The 14227-nt window shown below is 54.9% G+C and carries 20 protein-coding genes; 11 read left to right on the forward strand and 9 right to left on the reverse strand.

Annotated elements, in window-relative coordinates; all coding sequences use genetic code 11:
- Positions 1-25: 25 nt before the first annotated feature.
- Complete coding sequence (locus tag WJU22_RS18455) at positions 26-619, reverse strand: DUF6580 family putative transport protein (protein WP_341839642.1); 594 nt, start codon at positions 617-619, stop codon at positions 26-28.
- A gap of 36 nt (positions 620-655) precedes the next feature.
- Positions 656-1867: a mannose-6-phosphate isomerase, class I gene (gene manA, locus WJU22_RS18460; RefSeq protein ID WP_341839643.1), complete on the reverse strand. Its 1212-nt coding sequence runs from the start codon at positions 1865-1867 to the stop codon at positions 656-658.
- A 39-nt stretch (positions 1868-1906) separates the two neighbouring features.
- Here manA and WJU22_RS18465 point away from each other — a divergent pair, with 39 nt between their 5' ends.
- Positions 1907-2263, forward strand: a complete 357-nt coding sequence (locus WJU22_RS18465) for a YraN family protein (protein ID WP_341839644.1) — start codon at positions 1907-1909, stop codon at positions 2261-2263.
- A gap of 116 nt (positions 2264-2379) precedes the next feature.
- Positions 2380-2667, forward strand: a complete 288-nt coding sequence (locus tag WJU22_RS18470) for a hypothetical protein (RefSeq protein WP_341839645.1) — start codon at positions 2380-2382, stop codon at positions 2665-2667.
- Positions 2668-2916: 249 nt separating this feature from the next.
- On the opposite strand, the gene WJU22_RS18475 is transcribed toward WJU22_RS18470, so the two are convergent.
- Positions 2917-3726, reverse strand: coding sequence for a diadenylate cyclase (locus WJU22_RS18475; RefSeq protein WP_126243672.1), 810 nt, complete (start codon positions 3724-3726; stop codon positions 2917-2919).
- 28 nt (positions 3727-3754) lie between these two features.
- On the reverse strand, positions 3755-4615 hold the full coding sequence (gene folP, locus WJU22_RS18480; RefSeq protein WP_341839646.1) for a dihydropteroate synthase: 861 nt from the start codon (positions 4613-4615) through the stop codon (positions 3755-3757).
- A 91-nt stretch (positions 4616-4706) separates the two neighbouring features.
- Here folP and WJU22_RS18485 point away from each other — a divergent pair, with 91 nt between their 5' ends.
- The 7 genes from WJU22_RS18485 to WJU22_RS18515 all read left to right on the forward strand — a co-directional run bounded on the left by WJU22_RS18485 (position 4707) and on the right by WJU22_RS18515 (position 9730).
- A complete protein-coding gene (locus tag WJU22_RS18485) occupies positions 4707-5237 on the forward strand; it encodes a DUF1599 domain-containing protein (protein ID WP_341839647.1) in 531 nt (176 codons plus the stop codon).
- Positions 5238-5257: 20 nt separating this feature from the next.
- The gene (locus WJU22_RS18490; RefSeq protein ID WP_341839648.1) at positions 5258-6346 is read left to right on the forward strand and encodes a BT_3928 family protein; all 1089 of its coding nucleotides are present in this window, start codon (positions 5258-5260) and stop codon (positions 6344-6346) included.
- 5 nt (positions 6347-6351) lie between these two features.
- On the forward strand, positions 6352-7404 hold the full coding sequence (locus WJU22_RS18495) for an ABC transporter permease (protein WP_341839649.1): 1053 nt from the start codon (positions 6352-6354) through the stop codon (positions 7402-7404).
- Between the two features lie 113 nt (positions 7405-7517).
- Positions 7518-8033 (forward strand): RNA polymerase sigma factor, encoded by a 516-nt coding sequence (locus tag WJU22_RS18500; RefSeq protein WP_341839650.1) that lies wholly within the window; start codon positions 7518-7520, stop codon positions 8031-8033.
- Entirely contained in the window at positions 8020-8523 is a 504-nt protein-coding gene (locus tag WJU22_RS18505) for a hypothetical protein (RefSeq protein ID WP_341839651.1), read from the forward strand. The genes WJU22_RS18500 and WJU22_RS18505 overlap by 14 nt, the downstream gene beginning before the upstream one ends.
- A 50-nt stretch (positions 8524-8573) precedes the next feature.
- Positions 8574-9125 carry a DUF4252 domain-containing protein gene (locus tag WJU22_RS18510; protein WP_341839652.1) on the forward strand — a complete coding sequence of 184 codons (552 nt, stop codon included), beginning with the start codon at positions 8574-8576 and terminating at the stop codon, positions 9123-9125.
- A 77-nt stretch (positions 9126-9202) separates the two neighbouring features.
- On the forward strand, positions 9203-9730 hold the full coding sequence (locus WJU22_RS18515) for a DUF4252 domain-containing protein (protein ID WP_341839653.1): 528 nt from the start codon (positions 9203-9205) through the stop codon (positions 9728-9730).
- Here the strand turns inward: WJU22_RS18515 and WJU22_RS18520 are convergent.
- Together WJU22_RS18520 and WJU22_RS18525 are read right to left on the reverse strand one after the other, a co-directional pair.
- Positions 9727-10014, reverse strand: a complete 288-nt coding sequence (locus tag WJU22_RS18520) for a DUF721 domain-containing protein (protein ID WP_126243680.1) — start codon at positions 10012-10014, stop codon at positions 9727-9729. The genes WJU22_RS18515 and WJU22_RS18520 overlap by 4 nt on opposite strands.
- 16 nt (positions 10015-10030) lie before the next feature.
- Complete coding sequence (locus WJU22_RS18525) at positions 10031-10468, reverse strand: hypothetical protein (protein ID WP_341839654.1); 438 nt, start codon at positions 10466-10468, stop codon at positions 10031-10033.
- Positions 10469-10579: 111 nt separating this feature from the next.
- Here WJU22_RS18525 and WJU22_RS18530 point away from each other — a divergent pair, with 111 nt between their 5' ends.
- Positions 10580-11518 carry a dienelactone hydrolase family protein gene (locus tag WJU22_RS18530; protein ID WP_341839655.1) on the forward strand — a complete coding sequence of 313 codons (939 nt, stop codon included), beginning with the start codon at positions 10580-10582 and terminating at the stop codon, positions 11516-11518.
- A 2-nt stretch (positions 11519-11520) separates the two neighbouring features.
- Here WJU22_RS18530 and WJU22_RS18535 read toward each other — a convergent pair whose 3' ends face one another.
- On the reverse strand, positions 11521-12276 hold the full coding sequence (locus tag WJU22_RS18535; protein WP_341839656.1) for a class I SAM-dependent methyltransferase: 756 nt from the start codon (positions 12274-12276) through the stop codon (positions 11521-11523).
- Positions 12277-12426: 150 nt separating this feature from the next.
- On the opposite strand from WJU22_RS18535, the gene WJU22_RS18540 reads away from it, so the two are divergent.
- On the forward strand, positions 12427-13194 hold the full coding sequence (locus WJU22_RS18540; RefSeq protein WP_341839657.1) for a DUF4440 domain-containing protein: 768 nt from the start codon (positions 12427-12429) through the stop codon (positions 13192-13194).
- On the opposite strand, the gene WJU22_RS18545 is transcribed toward WJU22_RS18540, so the two are convergent.
- Entirely contained in the window at positions 13191-13586 is a 396-nt protein-coding gene (locus WJU22_RS18545) for a DoxX family protein (protein WP_341839658.1), read from the reverse strand. The two genes, WJU22_RS18540 and WJU22_RS18545, sit on opposite strands and share 4 nt — an antisense overlap.
- Positions 13587-13593: 7 nt before the next feature.
- Entirely contained in the window at positions 13594-14100 is a 507-nt protein-coding gene (locus tag WJU22_RS18550; RefSeq protein WP_341839659.1) for a GNAT family N-acetyltransferase, read from the reverse strand.
- Positions 14101-14227 lie beyond the last annotated feature (127 nt).

Consider the following 14227-nt stretch of genomic DNA (forward strand, 5'->3'; position numbering starts at 1 on the left):
CTTTTTTTATTTACAGCGATAACTTTTATGCGATGGCAGCTTCCTTCTTTTCGCCCCGGATGAACACGGGCTTCAGTACGGCATAAGCGCTGAAGAGGATCGCGGTGTAAAACACGTTGCCCATGATGGTGTTCAGGAAAAAGCTGCCGAACACGTCCTGTTTGTAGAACGGAATGGCAGACCAATAGCAGGTGATGAGGCCCGACAGCGTGTGCGGGTACAGGTCCCTGAAAATAAAGGTACCCATGTTGGACATCAGGTAAAATACCAACCCTGAAGCAACTGCACCGAGGAATACACGGCCCGTGGTCACTTTGCGGATACGGGTACCGATGAAGGTAACCAACATATGCCCGGCGTACACGAACAGCATTTCGCCGCCGTAGATGCCCTGGATATCAGTGAAGAAGTAGAAGAACAGGTCTGTAAGCAGTAAAGAGATCAGCGGTACGGCATAGGCATATTTCTTGTCTTTCAGGATCACACCTGCAAACAGTGCACCGGCGCCCATCGCAGTGAAATTGTAAATTTCGAAATAGTTGGTCGCCAGCCGGCAGAGAACGGTAACGAATATCAGCGACGCTACGAGGATCGCGTTGGATAAACTTTCTTTCTTCATAAATAAAGCGCGTTTGCTTGTTACAAATATAACCAATTATGGAATTGCCGCCTTGAAAATCACCAGGTCCGATTCGCAAACCACTTTGTACGCGGTACCATAGGGAGCGAAGAGCGTTTTGCCTTTGGACAGCGCCAGCTGGTTGCCTCCCGGTCCTTCCGCGCTGCCGGTGCCTTCCAGCACGATCCAGGTTTCAGGGGCAACGGAGGTGTGCGCGTACGTTTCCCCGGCTTTCAGCGCGATGCGGCTCAGCACGAAATCCGGCGCGGGAGTGGGGTAGATGCGTTCCTGTCCACCGTGAATGGCTTCCCCTTTCAGGATATTCGGGTGCACAGCTTCGAAGCGGGTGTGTTTCAGGAGCTCGGGCACGTCGATATATTTAGGCGTGAGGCCGCCGCGGAGCACGTTGTCTGAATTGGCCATCAGTTCGGCGTTCTGGCCTTCGAGGTAGGCGTGGGGGATGCCGGCGTCCTGGAACACGGCGTCTCCCGGTGCTGCGTATACGATGTTGAAGAAATAGATGGAGAAGATACCACGGTCGAGGCGCTCCATTCCCTGCGGGTCGTTATCGATGGCGCGGCCTGTCCAGAAAGCGGGGTCTTCCTTTTTCAGCGACCCGGCGCGATAGGCGGGGAGCACTTTTTCCGCGAGGGGGCGCAACATAGCGTTCACCTCTTCCTGCGGCATTTCCATCACTGTTTTATAGAGACCGAAATATCCGTCTTTTTCGAAAACGGGGCCCAGCGCCGAGAATACCGGAACGCTGGCGAGCACTTTACGGAGCTGGTCTTCCGGCAGGAAGCCGTGGAGGAGCCAGAATTCGCTGAGCGCTACCATGATCTCGGGTTTATGGTTGGCGTCTTTATAATTGCGGTTGGGTGCGTTGAGGGCGATGCCGGCTTCATTTTCCCGCGCGAAACCTTTTTCCGCTTCCGATTTGGTGGGGTGCACCTGGATGGAGAGCATATCTTTCACGTCGAGGATTTTGAAGAGATAGGGCAGTTCGCCGAACCTGCCTGCGGCGGCGGAGCCGAGGGCGCCGGCGGGGTCTTCGGCGATCCAGGCGTTGAGGGGTTGCGGTTGTTCGCTTTGCAGCAGGGAAGGGGCGCTTTGGTGCGCGCCCATCCAGTATTCCGCGCTGGGCTGGTCGGTAACCGGCTGGCCGAGGAGCTCGGGAATATACCGGAAGCCGCCCCAGGCGTAATGTTGCACTTTTCCTGTCAGGTAGAATAAATTCGGGTCTCGCATACTTTTCCTTTATTAAACCGTAAAAATAGACAAAAACGCATGGCTTGCGACGCATCACTGGGAAATTTGGGAGAACGGCTGGCCGCGGAGCACCTGTCAGCCGCCGGCTACCACATCCTTCACCGCAACTGGAAAGCAGGGCGGAAGGAGATAGACATCATTGCGGAGAAAAGCGGGACGGTGGTTTTCGTGGAAGTGAAAACCCGCAGTTCGCGTTTTTTCGGGATGCCGGAAGAAGCGGTGGGGTGGAAGAAAGAGGAGCACCTGCGCAAGGTGGCCGAACATTGGCTGGAGCAAAACGGCGGAGGTGTCAAACACATCCGGTTCGACATCCTTTCCATCTTTGCCGTTCCGGGTGAAAAGCCTGAAATCCTGCACCTGCAGGACGTTTTCTGACCCGTTAACTCGGAGTTAACAAAATTGAAATATGAAAGAAATTAAATAGTTGTATATTTGGGCATCCAATCTAACCAGCTCCTGTAAAAGAACCTGATCAGCCTAAACGGTTCTATATGTCTTACTGGAGTTTTTTATTTTTCATCCATACGCACCTGACCGAACCGGTGCTGTTGCCTGTGAACAACAACAGCGTCCGAATACAGGTCCATTCGCTGGAAACACATGCGGGAATGATTCCCTGTACGATCTATAACGGGCAAAATCTGCCTGTGCGGATCATACCGTTGGAAGGAGGCCACCGAAAGGGTGTGTACACCATCCGGCTATCCACGTTGCCCGAAGGCGAATATTCGCTCCAGGTCAGCGGTTACAAAGCAAAATTCCGGCACTGCCGGCCATGATATTATCATTACTATCATCATCCCCCCAAACATAGATCCTCCCGGTAAAACGGGAGGACTTTGTATTTTAAGGGGTTTGTGAAAGAGGACTGGATGATGATAAGATCGGGACGGGCGGCAGGTTTCCGGCGAAACAAGATCATTTGGGAATGAGATGTCGACCAGCCATTGCCGAAATTATCACAACAACGGTATGCATAAAAAAATCCTCCCGCATGGGGAGGATTCCGAATTACTTCCTGATAACAATTACAGTCCGTCGACAAGCACTTCGTAGAGTTTCACTTTCAGTTCTTCCAGCTGCACGTTCTGTACCAGTTGCCCATCCTGCGCATAGGAAATCGTTCCGCGCTCTTCCGACACAATGATCGCCAGGTTATCGCTATGTTCCGTAATGCCTACGGCGCTGCGGTGGCGCATCCCGATCCGCGTGGGCAGGTTCGGGTTTTCCGACATGGGCAGGATCACTTTGGCGGCGAGTATCTTGTTGCCGACAATGATCAGCGCGCCATCGTGCAGCGGACTATTCTTCTCGAAAATGCTTTCGATCAGTTTGGCGCTCACGTTCCCGTCTATCGCGATGCTCGACGCCGTGTCGAACTTCACGCGGTAGGTGGTGGAAATAACGATCAGGGCGCCGGTCTGGCTCGCGGCCATATGCCCCGCGGCCACGATGATCTCGTTGATGATGTTCTCCTCTTCCTTATAACTCTTGAACCGGTCTGGCAGGAACAGCTTGGTGAAGAAGGAATCCTTGCTCAGCGGCGTTTTCTTTCCCAGCACCAGCAAAAACTTCCGGATTTCCGGCTGGAAGATGATGATAATGGCGATCAGCCCGATGTTGATGAAATTCTCTAAAATGTTGGTGAGGATCGGCATCTGCAGCGAGCGCACCAAAAAATAGGCGGCATACACCATCAGCAGGCCGATGAAAATATTGAAAGCGAGACTGCCTTTCAGCAGGCGGTACAGCTGGATAACGAGAAAAATCACAATCAGCAGGTCCACAACATTCAGCCAACGAAACTCAAATCCGTAAAATTCGTATACATCCTTCATAGCTGTAAAAATAGAAATATTTGGCCCACTATGCGCTTTCCATGAAAGAAACGATGCGCACCGCTTCCACGGCGGCTTTCACGTCGTGCACCCGCAAAATATGCGCGCCCCGCTCCAGCGCGGCGGTATGCAAAACGGTGGTGCCGTTGAGGGCTTCGGCAGGGGTGGAGCCTAACAATTTGTAAACCATCGATTTCCGGGAAACGCCCACAAGCAGCGGCGCGTTCGCGAGGTGCAGCATCTCCAGGCCCCGCAATAACTGGTAGTTGTGGGACAGCGTTTTGCCGAACCCGAAACCCGGGTCCAGGATCACATCGTGAATGCCGGCGGCCCTGCAGGCTTCGGTTTTCTGGATGCAATAGTCCAGCACTTCCTGCACTACATCCTGGTAATGAGGGTTTTGCTGCATCGTGGCCGGCGTGCCCTGCATATGCATGGCGATGTAAGGTGCCTGGAGCGCGGCCACGGTCGGGATCATTTCGGGGTCCATATCGCCGGCGCTGATATCGTTCACGATCGCCGCCCCGGCCAGGATGCATTTTTCGGCCACGGAGGCGTGGTAGGTATCCACGGAGATCACGGCTTCGGGAAACTTATATAATATGGCGTGGATGGCAGGCACCAGTCGCGCGGCTTCTTCCGCGGCCCCAACTTCGGGCGCGCCGGGCCGGGTGCTCTGGGCGCCGATGTCGAGCAGGGCGGCGCCATCGGCCAGGAGGGCTTCGGCGCGCACCACGGCGTCGTGCAGCTCACGGCTGCGGCTGTCCGAATAAAAGGAATCGTCGGTCACGTTGATGATCCCCATCACGAGGGGCTCGGCCAGGCTCAGCAACTTTCCGCGGCAGCGGATGGTGAAATCTTTCCGTAATGATGTATTTTTGAAACGCAAGAGGCAGTGATTATGAAAGTGATGGATGGCCAAAATTACCGAAATCCTTCATTCCCCACCGCCTTTCACGGCAATTAAAATCAGCAATTGAATGACATACCAGCAGGTGATCGACAGCAGTAAGGACATTTTCATCAAGAAGACGAAAGATTACGGCACTTCCTGGCGCGTGCTGCGCCCCATTTCCATCGTAGACCAGATCTTCATCAAAGCCCAGCGCATCCGCACCATCCAGGAAACGGGCGTGCAGAAGGTTGCCGATGATATTTCGGGGGAATTCCGCGCCATTATCAATTATGGCGTCATCGCGCTCATTCAGCTACAACTGCCTTCGGACGATATTTATACCGACCTTCCCTCCGAACAGGTGTCGGAATTATATGACGAGCAAGCCGCCTTCATCCGCACCGTCATGGAAGCCAAGAACCACGACTATGGCGAAGCCTGGCGCTCGATGAGCCAGGAATCGTTCGTAGACCTCATTCTCACCAAGCTCCTCCGCATCAAACAGATACTGCGCAACGATGGCAAGACCCTCATTTCCGAAGGGATCGACGCCAATTACGTAGACATCGTCAACTATGCCGTTTTCGCCCTCATCCTGCTTGAAGAAAAGCATTAACATTCCTATCTTTAACCACTATGAAACCAATCATCACCATTTTTCGCATCATCGTAGGGGTGCTGTTCATCTTTTCCGGCCTGATCAAAGCCAACGACCCGCTTGGCCTCAGCTACAAGATGGACGAGTTTTTTGAAGTGCTGCACCTGCACTTCATGATCCCTTTTTCCCTGGCCTTGTCCCTGATCATGAACGCGTTCGAGATCATCGCCGGTTTTGCCGTGCTCATCGGCTACCGCATGCGCTTTTTCTCCTTCCTGTTACTTTTACTCATCATCTTCTTCACTTTCCTCACCGGGTTCGCCCTGTTCAGCGGCCTCATCCGCGAATGCGGCTGCTTCGGCGACTGTATCAAGCTCACGGCCGACCAGTCGTTCTGGAAAGATATCATCCTCCTGGTGATGATCCTCGTGATCTTCATCTTCAACAAGCGCATCCAGCCGCTGTTTTCATCGAAAACCAACAACGCCGTGATGATCTTCGCCGTGCTGTTCCCCGTTGCGGTGCAATGGTACGCGCTGGCGCACCTGCCCATCGTGGATTGCCTGCCGTACAAAGTCGGCAACAACATCCTCGACAAGATGAAACCACCTCCGGGATCCACGCCCGACGTGTATGAAACCGTGATGATCTATGAAAAAGACGGCAAACAGCAGGAATACACGACGGAAAACTACCCCTGGCAAGATACCACCTGGAAGTTCGTGGACCGGAAAGACAAGCTGATCAAGAAAGGCAACGCCGAACCGCCGATCAAGGATTTCATCCTGAACGATTTCAACGGTAATAATATGAACAGGGCCGTGCTCACCGAGCCCCTGCCCGTATACCTCTTCCTCGTGCTCGACGTCAGCAAGGCCGGTAAAGGCTGGGAGGAAAGGATGAAAAAATACCAGCAGATGGCGACGGAAGGAAAAATCGTGCTGATGGGCGTAACCAGCTCCAGCCAGGAAGCCGTGGAACAGTTCAAGGCCAACCGCGGCATCACTTTCGAGTTCCTGCAGATGGACGGTACCGCCATCAAGACGGCCGGCCGTAGCAATCCCTGCCTGCTGGTGCTCGAAAAAGGCACGATCAAGGCCAAATATCACCATAACGATATCCCGTAAGCAATATGCTGCGATTCCTTTTCCGCAAAACCGGCTACGGCCTGCTCGTGCTCTTCGGGGTCGTGAGCATCGTCTTTTTGCTGTTCAACGTGCTCCCGGCCGACCCGGCCCGGATGACGCTCGGTCAGCGGACAGACGTGGCCAGCCTGGAAAACGTGCGGAAGGAATTGCATTTGGACAAGCCGGTGGGCGTACAGTTCCTGTATTATTTACATGACCTGTCGCCCATCGGCGTTTTGCCTGCCGCCGAATTGAAGGAAATGCCCGCTTTGCGGATATTTTCCGTGGGCGATGGTGCTTTCGTCATTAAAACACCCAATCTCCGCCGCAGTTACCAAAGCAAGAAACCCGTCTGGGAGATCCTCACGGAAGCCCTGCCGGGCACGCTGGTGCTGGCGCTGGCCGCCATGCTCTTCGCAACCGTGGTGGGCATCGGGCTGGGGGTGCTGTCTGCCGTAAAGCAAAACACCTGGATGGATACGGGCGCCGTGTTCGCCAGTGTAACGGGCATTTCGGCGCCGTCATTTTTCGCCGGGATCGTGCTGGCTTACCTTTTCGGGTTTGTATTGGCCGACTGGACGGGGCTCCACATGACGGGGAGCCTGTACGACATCGATCCTTTCCGGGGCAGGGTGCTGAACCTCCGGAACCTGGTGCTGCCCGCGCTGACGCTGGGCATCCGGCCGCTGGCCATCATCGTGCAGCTCACCCGCGGCGCCATGCTCGATGTGCTGAACCAGGATTATATCCGGACCGCCTATGCAAAAGGGCTCCGCCGCCGGACGGTCCTTTTCCGGCACGCCCTCCGCAACGCCCTCAACCCCGTGATCACCGCCATCACCGGCTGGTTCGCCGAGCTCCTGGCCGGGGCGTTTTTCGTGGAATACATCTTCGGATGGAAAGGGATCGGCAAAGTAACGGTAGACGCGCTGGAGAAATTCGATTTCCCCGTGGTAATGGGCGCCGTGCTGTTCACCGCCGGCATTTTCGTGATCATCAACCTGCTGGCAGACCTGCTCTACAGCGTCATCGATCCCCGCATTCGTCTAACCACCTGATAATCAGCATCGGAAAAAATTTTCCTCTTATTTTGTAACAAACATAATTGGCAGTCGTCTTCTTTTTGTAACAACGAAGGAACCGCCTCCTTCTGCCATTCTAAAATAAACGCATGACATCCAGCGCATTCCAGTCCCTCATTATACCGTACAGGCAAAAGCTCTATTGCTTTGCGTTCCGCCTGCTCGGCAATGAGGAGGATGCGAAGGATGTGGTACAGGACTGCTTTATCCGGGTGTGGAACAGTCGCGACAAAATGCCCGAGCTCCAAAGCCTCGAAGCCTGGTGCATGCGCATAACGCGCAACCTGGCGCTCGACCGGCTGAAGAGCCGCAAGTATCGCGTCACCGACGACCTGAACAGAGCCGGCGAAGTGCCTTCCGTGCATCAAACGCCGCTTCAGCACGCCGAAAAAAGTGATGTGATGCGGAGGGTGCACGGGGCCATCGCCAGGTTACCGGAGAAATACCGGACCGTTTTGCAGCTCCGGGATATGGACGGGCTGAGTTACCAGGAAATCGCCGACACGCTCGAAATCGGGCTGCCGGAAGTAAAAATCAACCTGCATCGCGCCCGGAAACAGGTGCGGGAGCAGTTACAAAACCTGCAAGTGTATGGAATACAATGACATCAGGGCCCTGCTGAACAAGTATTGGGCCTGCGAGAGCACGGAAGCGGAAGAAGCGGAGCTGCGCGTTTTTTACGCCGGCCATGAAGGGACGTTGCCCGCAGACCTCCAGGAAGCGGCCCCGCTGTTCCGATATTACCACGATTGCAGCGACATACCGGAAATGCCCGAACTGTTCACAGACCGCCCCGCACCGTGGGACGAGCCGCAGCGAACCGGCATCATCCGTTCGATCACGCAGGGATGGATGAAATACGCCGCAGCCGTGCTCGTAGCCGCAGGCATGCTGTATTCGGCAGACAGTTTCCGCGACAAACGGACGTCGGAAGACCTCGCTTTCCGCGATACCTTCTCCGATCCCAAACTGGCTTACCAGCAAACGCAGCGTGCCCTTCAGCTGCTGTCCAAAAACCTGAACAGGGGCAAATCGCAAATGGAAAAGATCGCCCTTTTCAATGAGGCCAAAGACCTCGTGACGGGCAAAAACTAAGGCCATTCAAAAACCAATATAACCTTGATTGATTCTTTAATTCAACGCACATGAAACGTCTCATTCCACTGGTCGCCTTACTATGCCTCTTGTGCAGCAGCCAGCTGGCCGTGGCGCAAACCACCATCGACAAGTTCTTCCAGAAGTATCAGAACGACAATTCCTTCACCGTCATCAACATCACACCGAAAATGTTTTCCATGTTTTCGAAAGTGAGCTCCGATGACCCCGACGCCAAGAAGGTAATGACGCTGGCCAGCAAACTCAAAGGCCTGCGCATCCTGATCAAGGAAGACACCAAAGATGGCCAGCGCCTCTACCGCGAAGCCGCACAGTTCCTTACCAACGGCATGGAAGAATTGATGAGCCTGCGCGACAAGGACACCGACCTCAAATTCATGGTCCGCGAAAACGCCAAAGGCAACGTAGCGGAACTGGTGATGCTGGTCGGCAGTACCAACGAATTCCTTGCGCTGCTGCTCATGGGAGACTTCTCTATCGAAGAGCTCTCCGACATCGCCGGAAGCATGAACATCGACGGTTTCGAGAACCTCGGCAAGCTCGATTCCAAAGGCCCCAAAGGGCCGAAAGGCAAAAAATGACCGAACCGGACAAGCCGCCGTCCTCCATCCGCGGCCGCTTTTCCATCATCCATCCTTTACCTGAAAAAAATTCCTCCATGATCCGCACCCTGATTATCGCCATTACCTGCACCCTGCTCGCCACCACCGCCAGCGCACAGCGTAAAACGCTCCGCCACTTTATGGTAGAGCATTACGATGTGGCTTCCACCCATAAAATTGGATTGGGCTTCCTCACATTCCGCGTGGTGAGCTGGTTCATCCCAGACCGGGCTTTCGACGGCAAGATGAAAGACATCAAATGGGCGTTGAAAAAAGTAAGAAGGGCCAGGTTCTACGCGCTGGAAATGGACTACGGCGTGTTCTCCACCGAAACGGTGATGGGCCTGCGGCATGAGCTGGAACAGCAGAATAAATTCGAATTGCTGGCGGAAGTCCGTCACCAGAACGCCAACATCCATCTGCTCAGCAACGGCAAAAAAGAAGACAGGATCGATAATTTAGTGGTATTGGTGCAGGAAGACGGAGAAATGATGATGCTGCACCTGCGCACCCGGCTAACGATGGACGATATTACCCGCATCGTCAACGCCGTATCCGACGAAGTAAAGCTCGCCGGCCGTTAACGGATGATCACTTCCGTTACTACCTTTTCCCCCAGCATTTCATTCACCAGCCCGGCGATCCGGTCTTTGGAATAATTCAGCTCCTGCTTGAGGGGCGCAACACTCGTCACGATCACCAGCTTGCCATCGTACAGGTGCACGCTTTCGGTATATCTCGCGATCGTTTTACCGACCACCTGCTCCCAGTTTTCCTGGATACGCACTTCCATGAGGCGCGGTTTGAGCTTGCTTTTGTTGAGATACTCCCGCAGGGCGTCGCCCATGCTGACAAGATTGTTTCGCATAGCGCAAATGTAGGGATTAATTTTCAGGGATCAGTCCATGTTCGCGCAGCACTTTCTGTTCATCGCCCGTTACATATGCAAATATTTTGAGCGCTCCGGACGCCGATGTGAGCAGGTACCACACATCGAATTCGATCTCAATCGTTTGGCCATCTTTACCGTAAGCCGAATCCCAATGCACTTTTACCAGGAAATGCTGCGCATTGATGCGGGTCACATCCAGCCCGGCAACGCGCATCCTTTTGGTACCGATCTTCCGGTAGAACGCGTTGCCTTCCGGAACGGCTTTCAGGAAAGATTCATCGTTCTTTCCACCTATCACCCCACGGGCAGACGATTCCACGAAATAATCGGCGAACGCCTCCGCCATGGCTTTGGGGTCTTCGTTACGGCCCTGCACGCCGTCGTTAAAGCGCTGTTCGTATGCCTGGAAGAATTCCTTGATCTGGTCCATATGCAAGCGTTTTCCGAAGGGTCGCAATATTCGGGCCATGGGCCGGTTATCGAGCTGAAAAAACGGTAACGGCGGATAGGAAACCTTGGGGAGTTTGCGTAAATTCCTGTCATGAAGCATCTATTTGTTCCCCTCTTACTGCTGATCGGCCTTTCCGCTGTGGCACAGCAATCACCCGCCAAATTCTCGCTGGACGTGCGCTACCTGCTTTCGCTCCCGGATGGGTACGACGCGGATTCCACCCGTAAATGGCCATTGCTGATCTTTCTGCATGGGTCCGGCGAAAGCGGGATCGATCTCGATAAAGTGAAAGTGCACGGGCCGCCGAAGCTCGTGGAAGCGGGGAAGAAATTCCCGCTCATCATCGTTTCTCCCCAATCCGATTTCGGTGGTTGGGACGCAGGCATCCTTCAACGGCTGATCCTCGACCTCAAAACCCATTACCGGGTAGATGCAGACCGGGTGTACATGACAGGCCTCAGCATGGGCGGTTACGGCACCTGGGAATATGCGTCACGCTTCGCGGGCGACCTGGCGGCCATTGTGCCCATCTGCGGCGGCGGCCGGCCGGAAGACGCCTGGAAGATGCGGTACCTGCCCACCTGGTGCTTCCATGGCGGCAAAGACAATGTGGTGCTCCCCAGCCAAAGCGCTGATATGATCAATGCGTTGAAGCCTTTCCAGCCCGGCGTGAAATTCACGGTGTACCCGGATGCGGGGCACGACAGCTGGACGGAAGCCTACAACAGCGACAGCCTCTGGACGTGGTTGCTGGCACAGCGCCGCCACGAATTCAAACCCGCTACCGTGGCGCCCGCTACGCTGGCGAAATATGCGGGCGTGTATGTCCGCAGCGGGCGCGATACCGTGGTGATCACACCAGCGGAAAACGCCCTGCAATTACAGGCCGGTCGGGGCAAGGAATTATTGAAACCTGCGTCGGAAACGGTTTTCTACTGGATGGACAAAGCGCCGGTGGATATTATTTTCAATAAAGAAGGATTCCTCTTCCGTGGCTGGCAACTGGAACAGTACAAAAAAGTGAAGTAGCGTTATTCCAGTTTACCGATGTAAAGGCGCGTGGTGTACATGAATTTCACCATGCCGCCGTGCGCATATTGTGCAAACAGTTCTTCCAGCTCGCTCATCATGGGTGCGTACAGCGCATGCCCGGGCTGTGGCGCGTAGGAGGCAGACAGCAACCTGCCCTTGAGGCCCTGCAGATCGAGCTGTTGCGCGTTGCGGAAAACGTGGGCGCGGTAAACAGCGGGGGAGAAGAAGGCCGACAGCTGGGCGGGGCCTACGTTCCGGTGGTTGGTTTCACGGTAATCGACGGCGTATTTCTGGAGGAGGGCTTCGTAGGCTTTCCCCAGTTCGTCTTGCAGATCGCGCTCGTTCCACATGAGCACCGTACAGGCGCCGGGCTTGCCGATCCGCAGGAATTCGCTGCGCGCCGCGCTGCCGTGGAACCAGTGAAATGCCTGGGCGGCCACGATCAGGTCGGCGGAGCCGTCGGGCAGGGTGGTTTTCTCCGCCGTTCCCGCCACCGCGCGAAACCCTGGAAATCCCCCGAGCAGCCGCTCCGAAGCATCCCGCATGTCGGTATTGGGCTCTACGGCAAATACCGTATTCCCGTTTTCGAGGAACGGCATGCAGGAAATACCCGTTCCTGAGCCGATATCGGCTACCACGGCGTCTTTCGTAAGACATGCTTCCTGCTCCAGGCAGGTGATGATGGCATGCGGATAATGTGGCCGGTACTTGATGTAATGTTCAGCCCTTCCGCTGAACCGTTCGGTGTTTTTCATATGCAATGGTTGTTCCATGGGTTACATGTCTGATGTCAAAGGTCATTATTATCATGCCAAAATTTCCCCGCATGAATCTACAGTAACAAATAAATGTTCCGGTTGTTTGCTGTAATATTATAATATCATCTGTTTTTTTATACTTCCGCCATGAAAAAAATTTGCACCTGCTTCGGTATCCTGTTGATTTTCACCCGCGTCAGCGCGCAGTCCGACGCCGTGATATCCGACCTCATCCTTAAAAAAGACAGTCTGTTCTGGAAAGCGTATAATAGTTGTGATCTCGCGGCCATGAAAACTTTCTTCAGTTCCGACCTCGAATTTTACCACGACAAAGGCGGCCTCACGTTTGGGGTGGATAAGATGGTGAAGAGCTTTGGGGAAGGGCCCTGCAGTCCCAATGGCGATTACCGCCTCCTGCGCGAAGCCGTGCCGGGGTCCGTAAAAGTGTACGCGTTGCGACAGGCGGATACGGTATATGGCGCCATCATCCACGGCAGCCATTACTTCAGCATCGTGAAAAACGGGCAAACGCGCCGCGACGGACTGGCGCAATTCACGCATGTCTGGATGAAAAAAGGGGGATGGAAAATGACGCGCGTCCTTAGTTTCGACCATGGACCGGCGCCTTTCGACAATGGCAGGAAGGTTGTGGAATTGACGGCCAAACAGTTGGAAAGCTGCACGGGCACATACAAGGGCCCACAAACGACGTTGGTTTTCACAGCGGGGAACAACATGCTGATCATGCAAACACCGAAAAACACCATTAATCTATTCCCGCAATCCGCCGACGTATTTTTCATGAAAGAGGCAGACCTCACATTCACGTTCACCCGCGACGCAGACGGCCGTCCGGTTAAGCTCGAAGTCCATGAACGGGGCGGGCTCGCGGAAACGCTCACACCGCAGCGTTAAGCCAGGCGTTCGCCATCGGCCGCCGCCGTTACCAGCAGTGCGGCGATGAGGATGAAACTGTACTCGCATCCGCCCGAGCCGTGTTCCCCAACGAACCAGCCCAGTTCCGCATGGATGATGACGATCCCGATGAGCAACATCAGCACGAATCCCGCGCTGAGCCAGCGCACGAATTTGCCTGCGGCAAGCAATATCCCGCCGGCGATCTCGAACACCGTGATCATCCATACCAGCGCCTCGCCAGCCGGGAACCCTTTCGATTCGAGGAATCCGCCGAACCGGGGGACCGTCTCGCCCGTCACCCGCACAACGGCATGCGCGATGAAGATAACAGCTATGAATATACGTAGAATAAGCAGCGTGTGCCGCAGCGACAGATAAGGGAAACGCATTGTTCGTTCAGATTTGCTTATAGTAAATGATCGTACCGGTGAGGCCGCCATGCGGTTTCAGCGCGAAGCCGGGAATAACGCCCGTGCGGATATATCCCTGCTTTTCGTAGAACCCGGCCGCACCTTCGTCTTCCGCGGTATCCAGGGTAACGAGGCTGCGCCCGTGAAGGCGCGCGAGGTTTTCCGCTTCGACCAGCAGCGCGCTGGCAACACCTTTCCCGCGATGGGCCACGGCCGTCATCATTTTAGCGATTTCGGCGCGGTGGGGCTGATTGGGCGGCAGATCGAGCAGCAGTGTTACGGTGCCCACCAAAGCCCCATCCGTAAAAGCCCCGAGGATAATTCGCCCGCCTTGTTCCGCCGCCGCCAGTGAGCCTTGCCAGAAAGCGCATGCCTCTTGCCCGGAAAGGGGATGCATGAAGCTTACGGAGCCGCCGTGCGCCACGGTTTCGATCAACAGGCGGGCGAGGGCGGCAAGCGTGGCAGCGTCGTGCGCCAGGGGGCGGATAAGCATAGGACCGTTATTCATATGATACAGGATGTTTTATCCTGAAATTACGGTTTTCCTGGCCCCGCGTCAACGGTAAAATGAACAGCCGGCCAACAGGCGACCGGCTGCAAGGCGGAACGTGCGTTCCGGA

This window comes from Chitinophaga caseinilytica (genome assembly GCF_038396765.1).
Lineage (GTDB): Bacteria > Bacteroidota > Bacteroidia > Chitinophagales > Chitinophagaceae > Chitinophaga > Chitinophaga caseinilytica.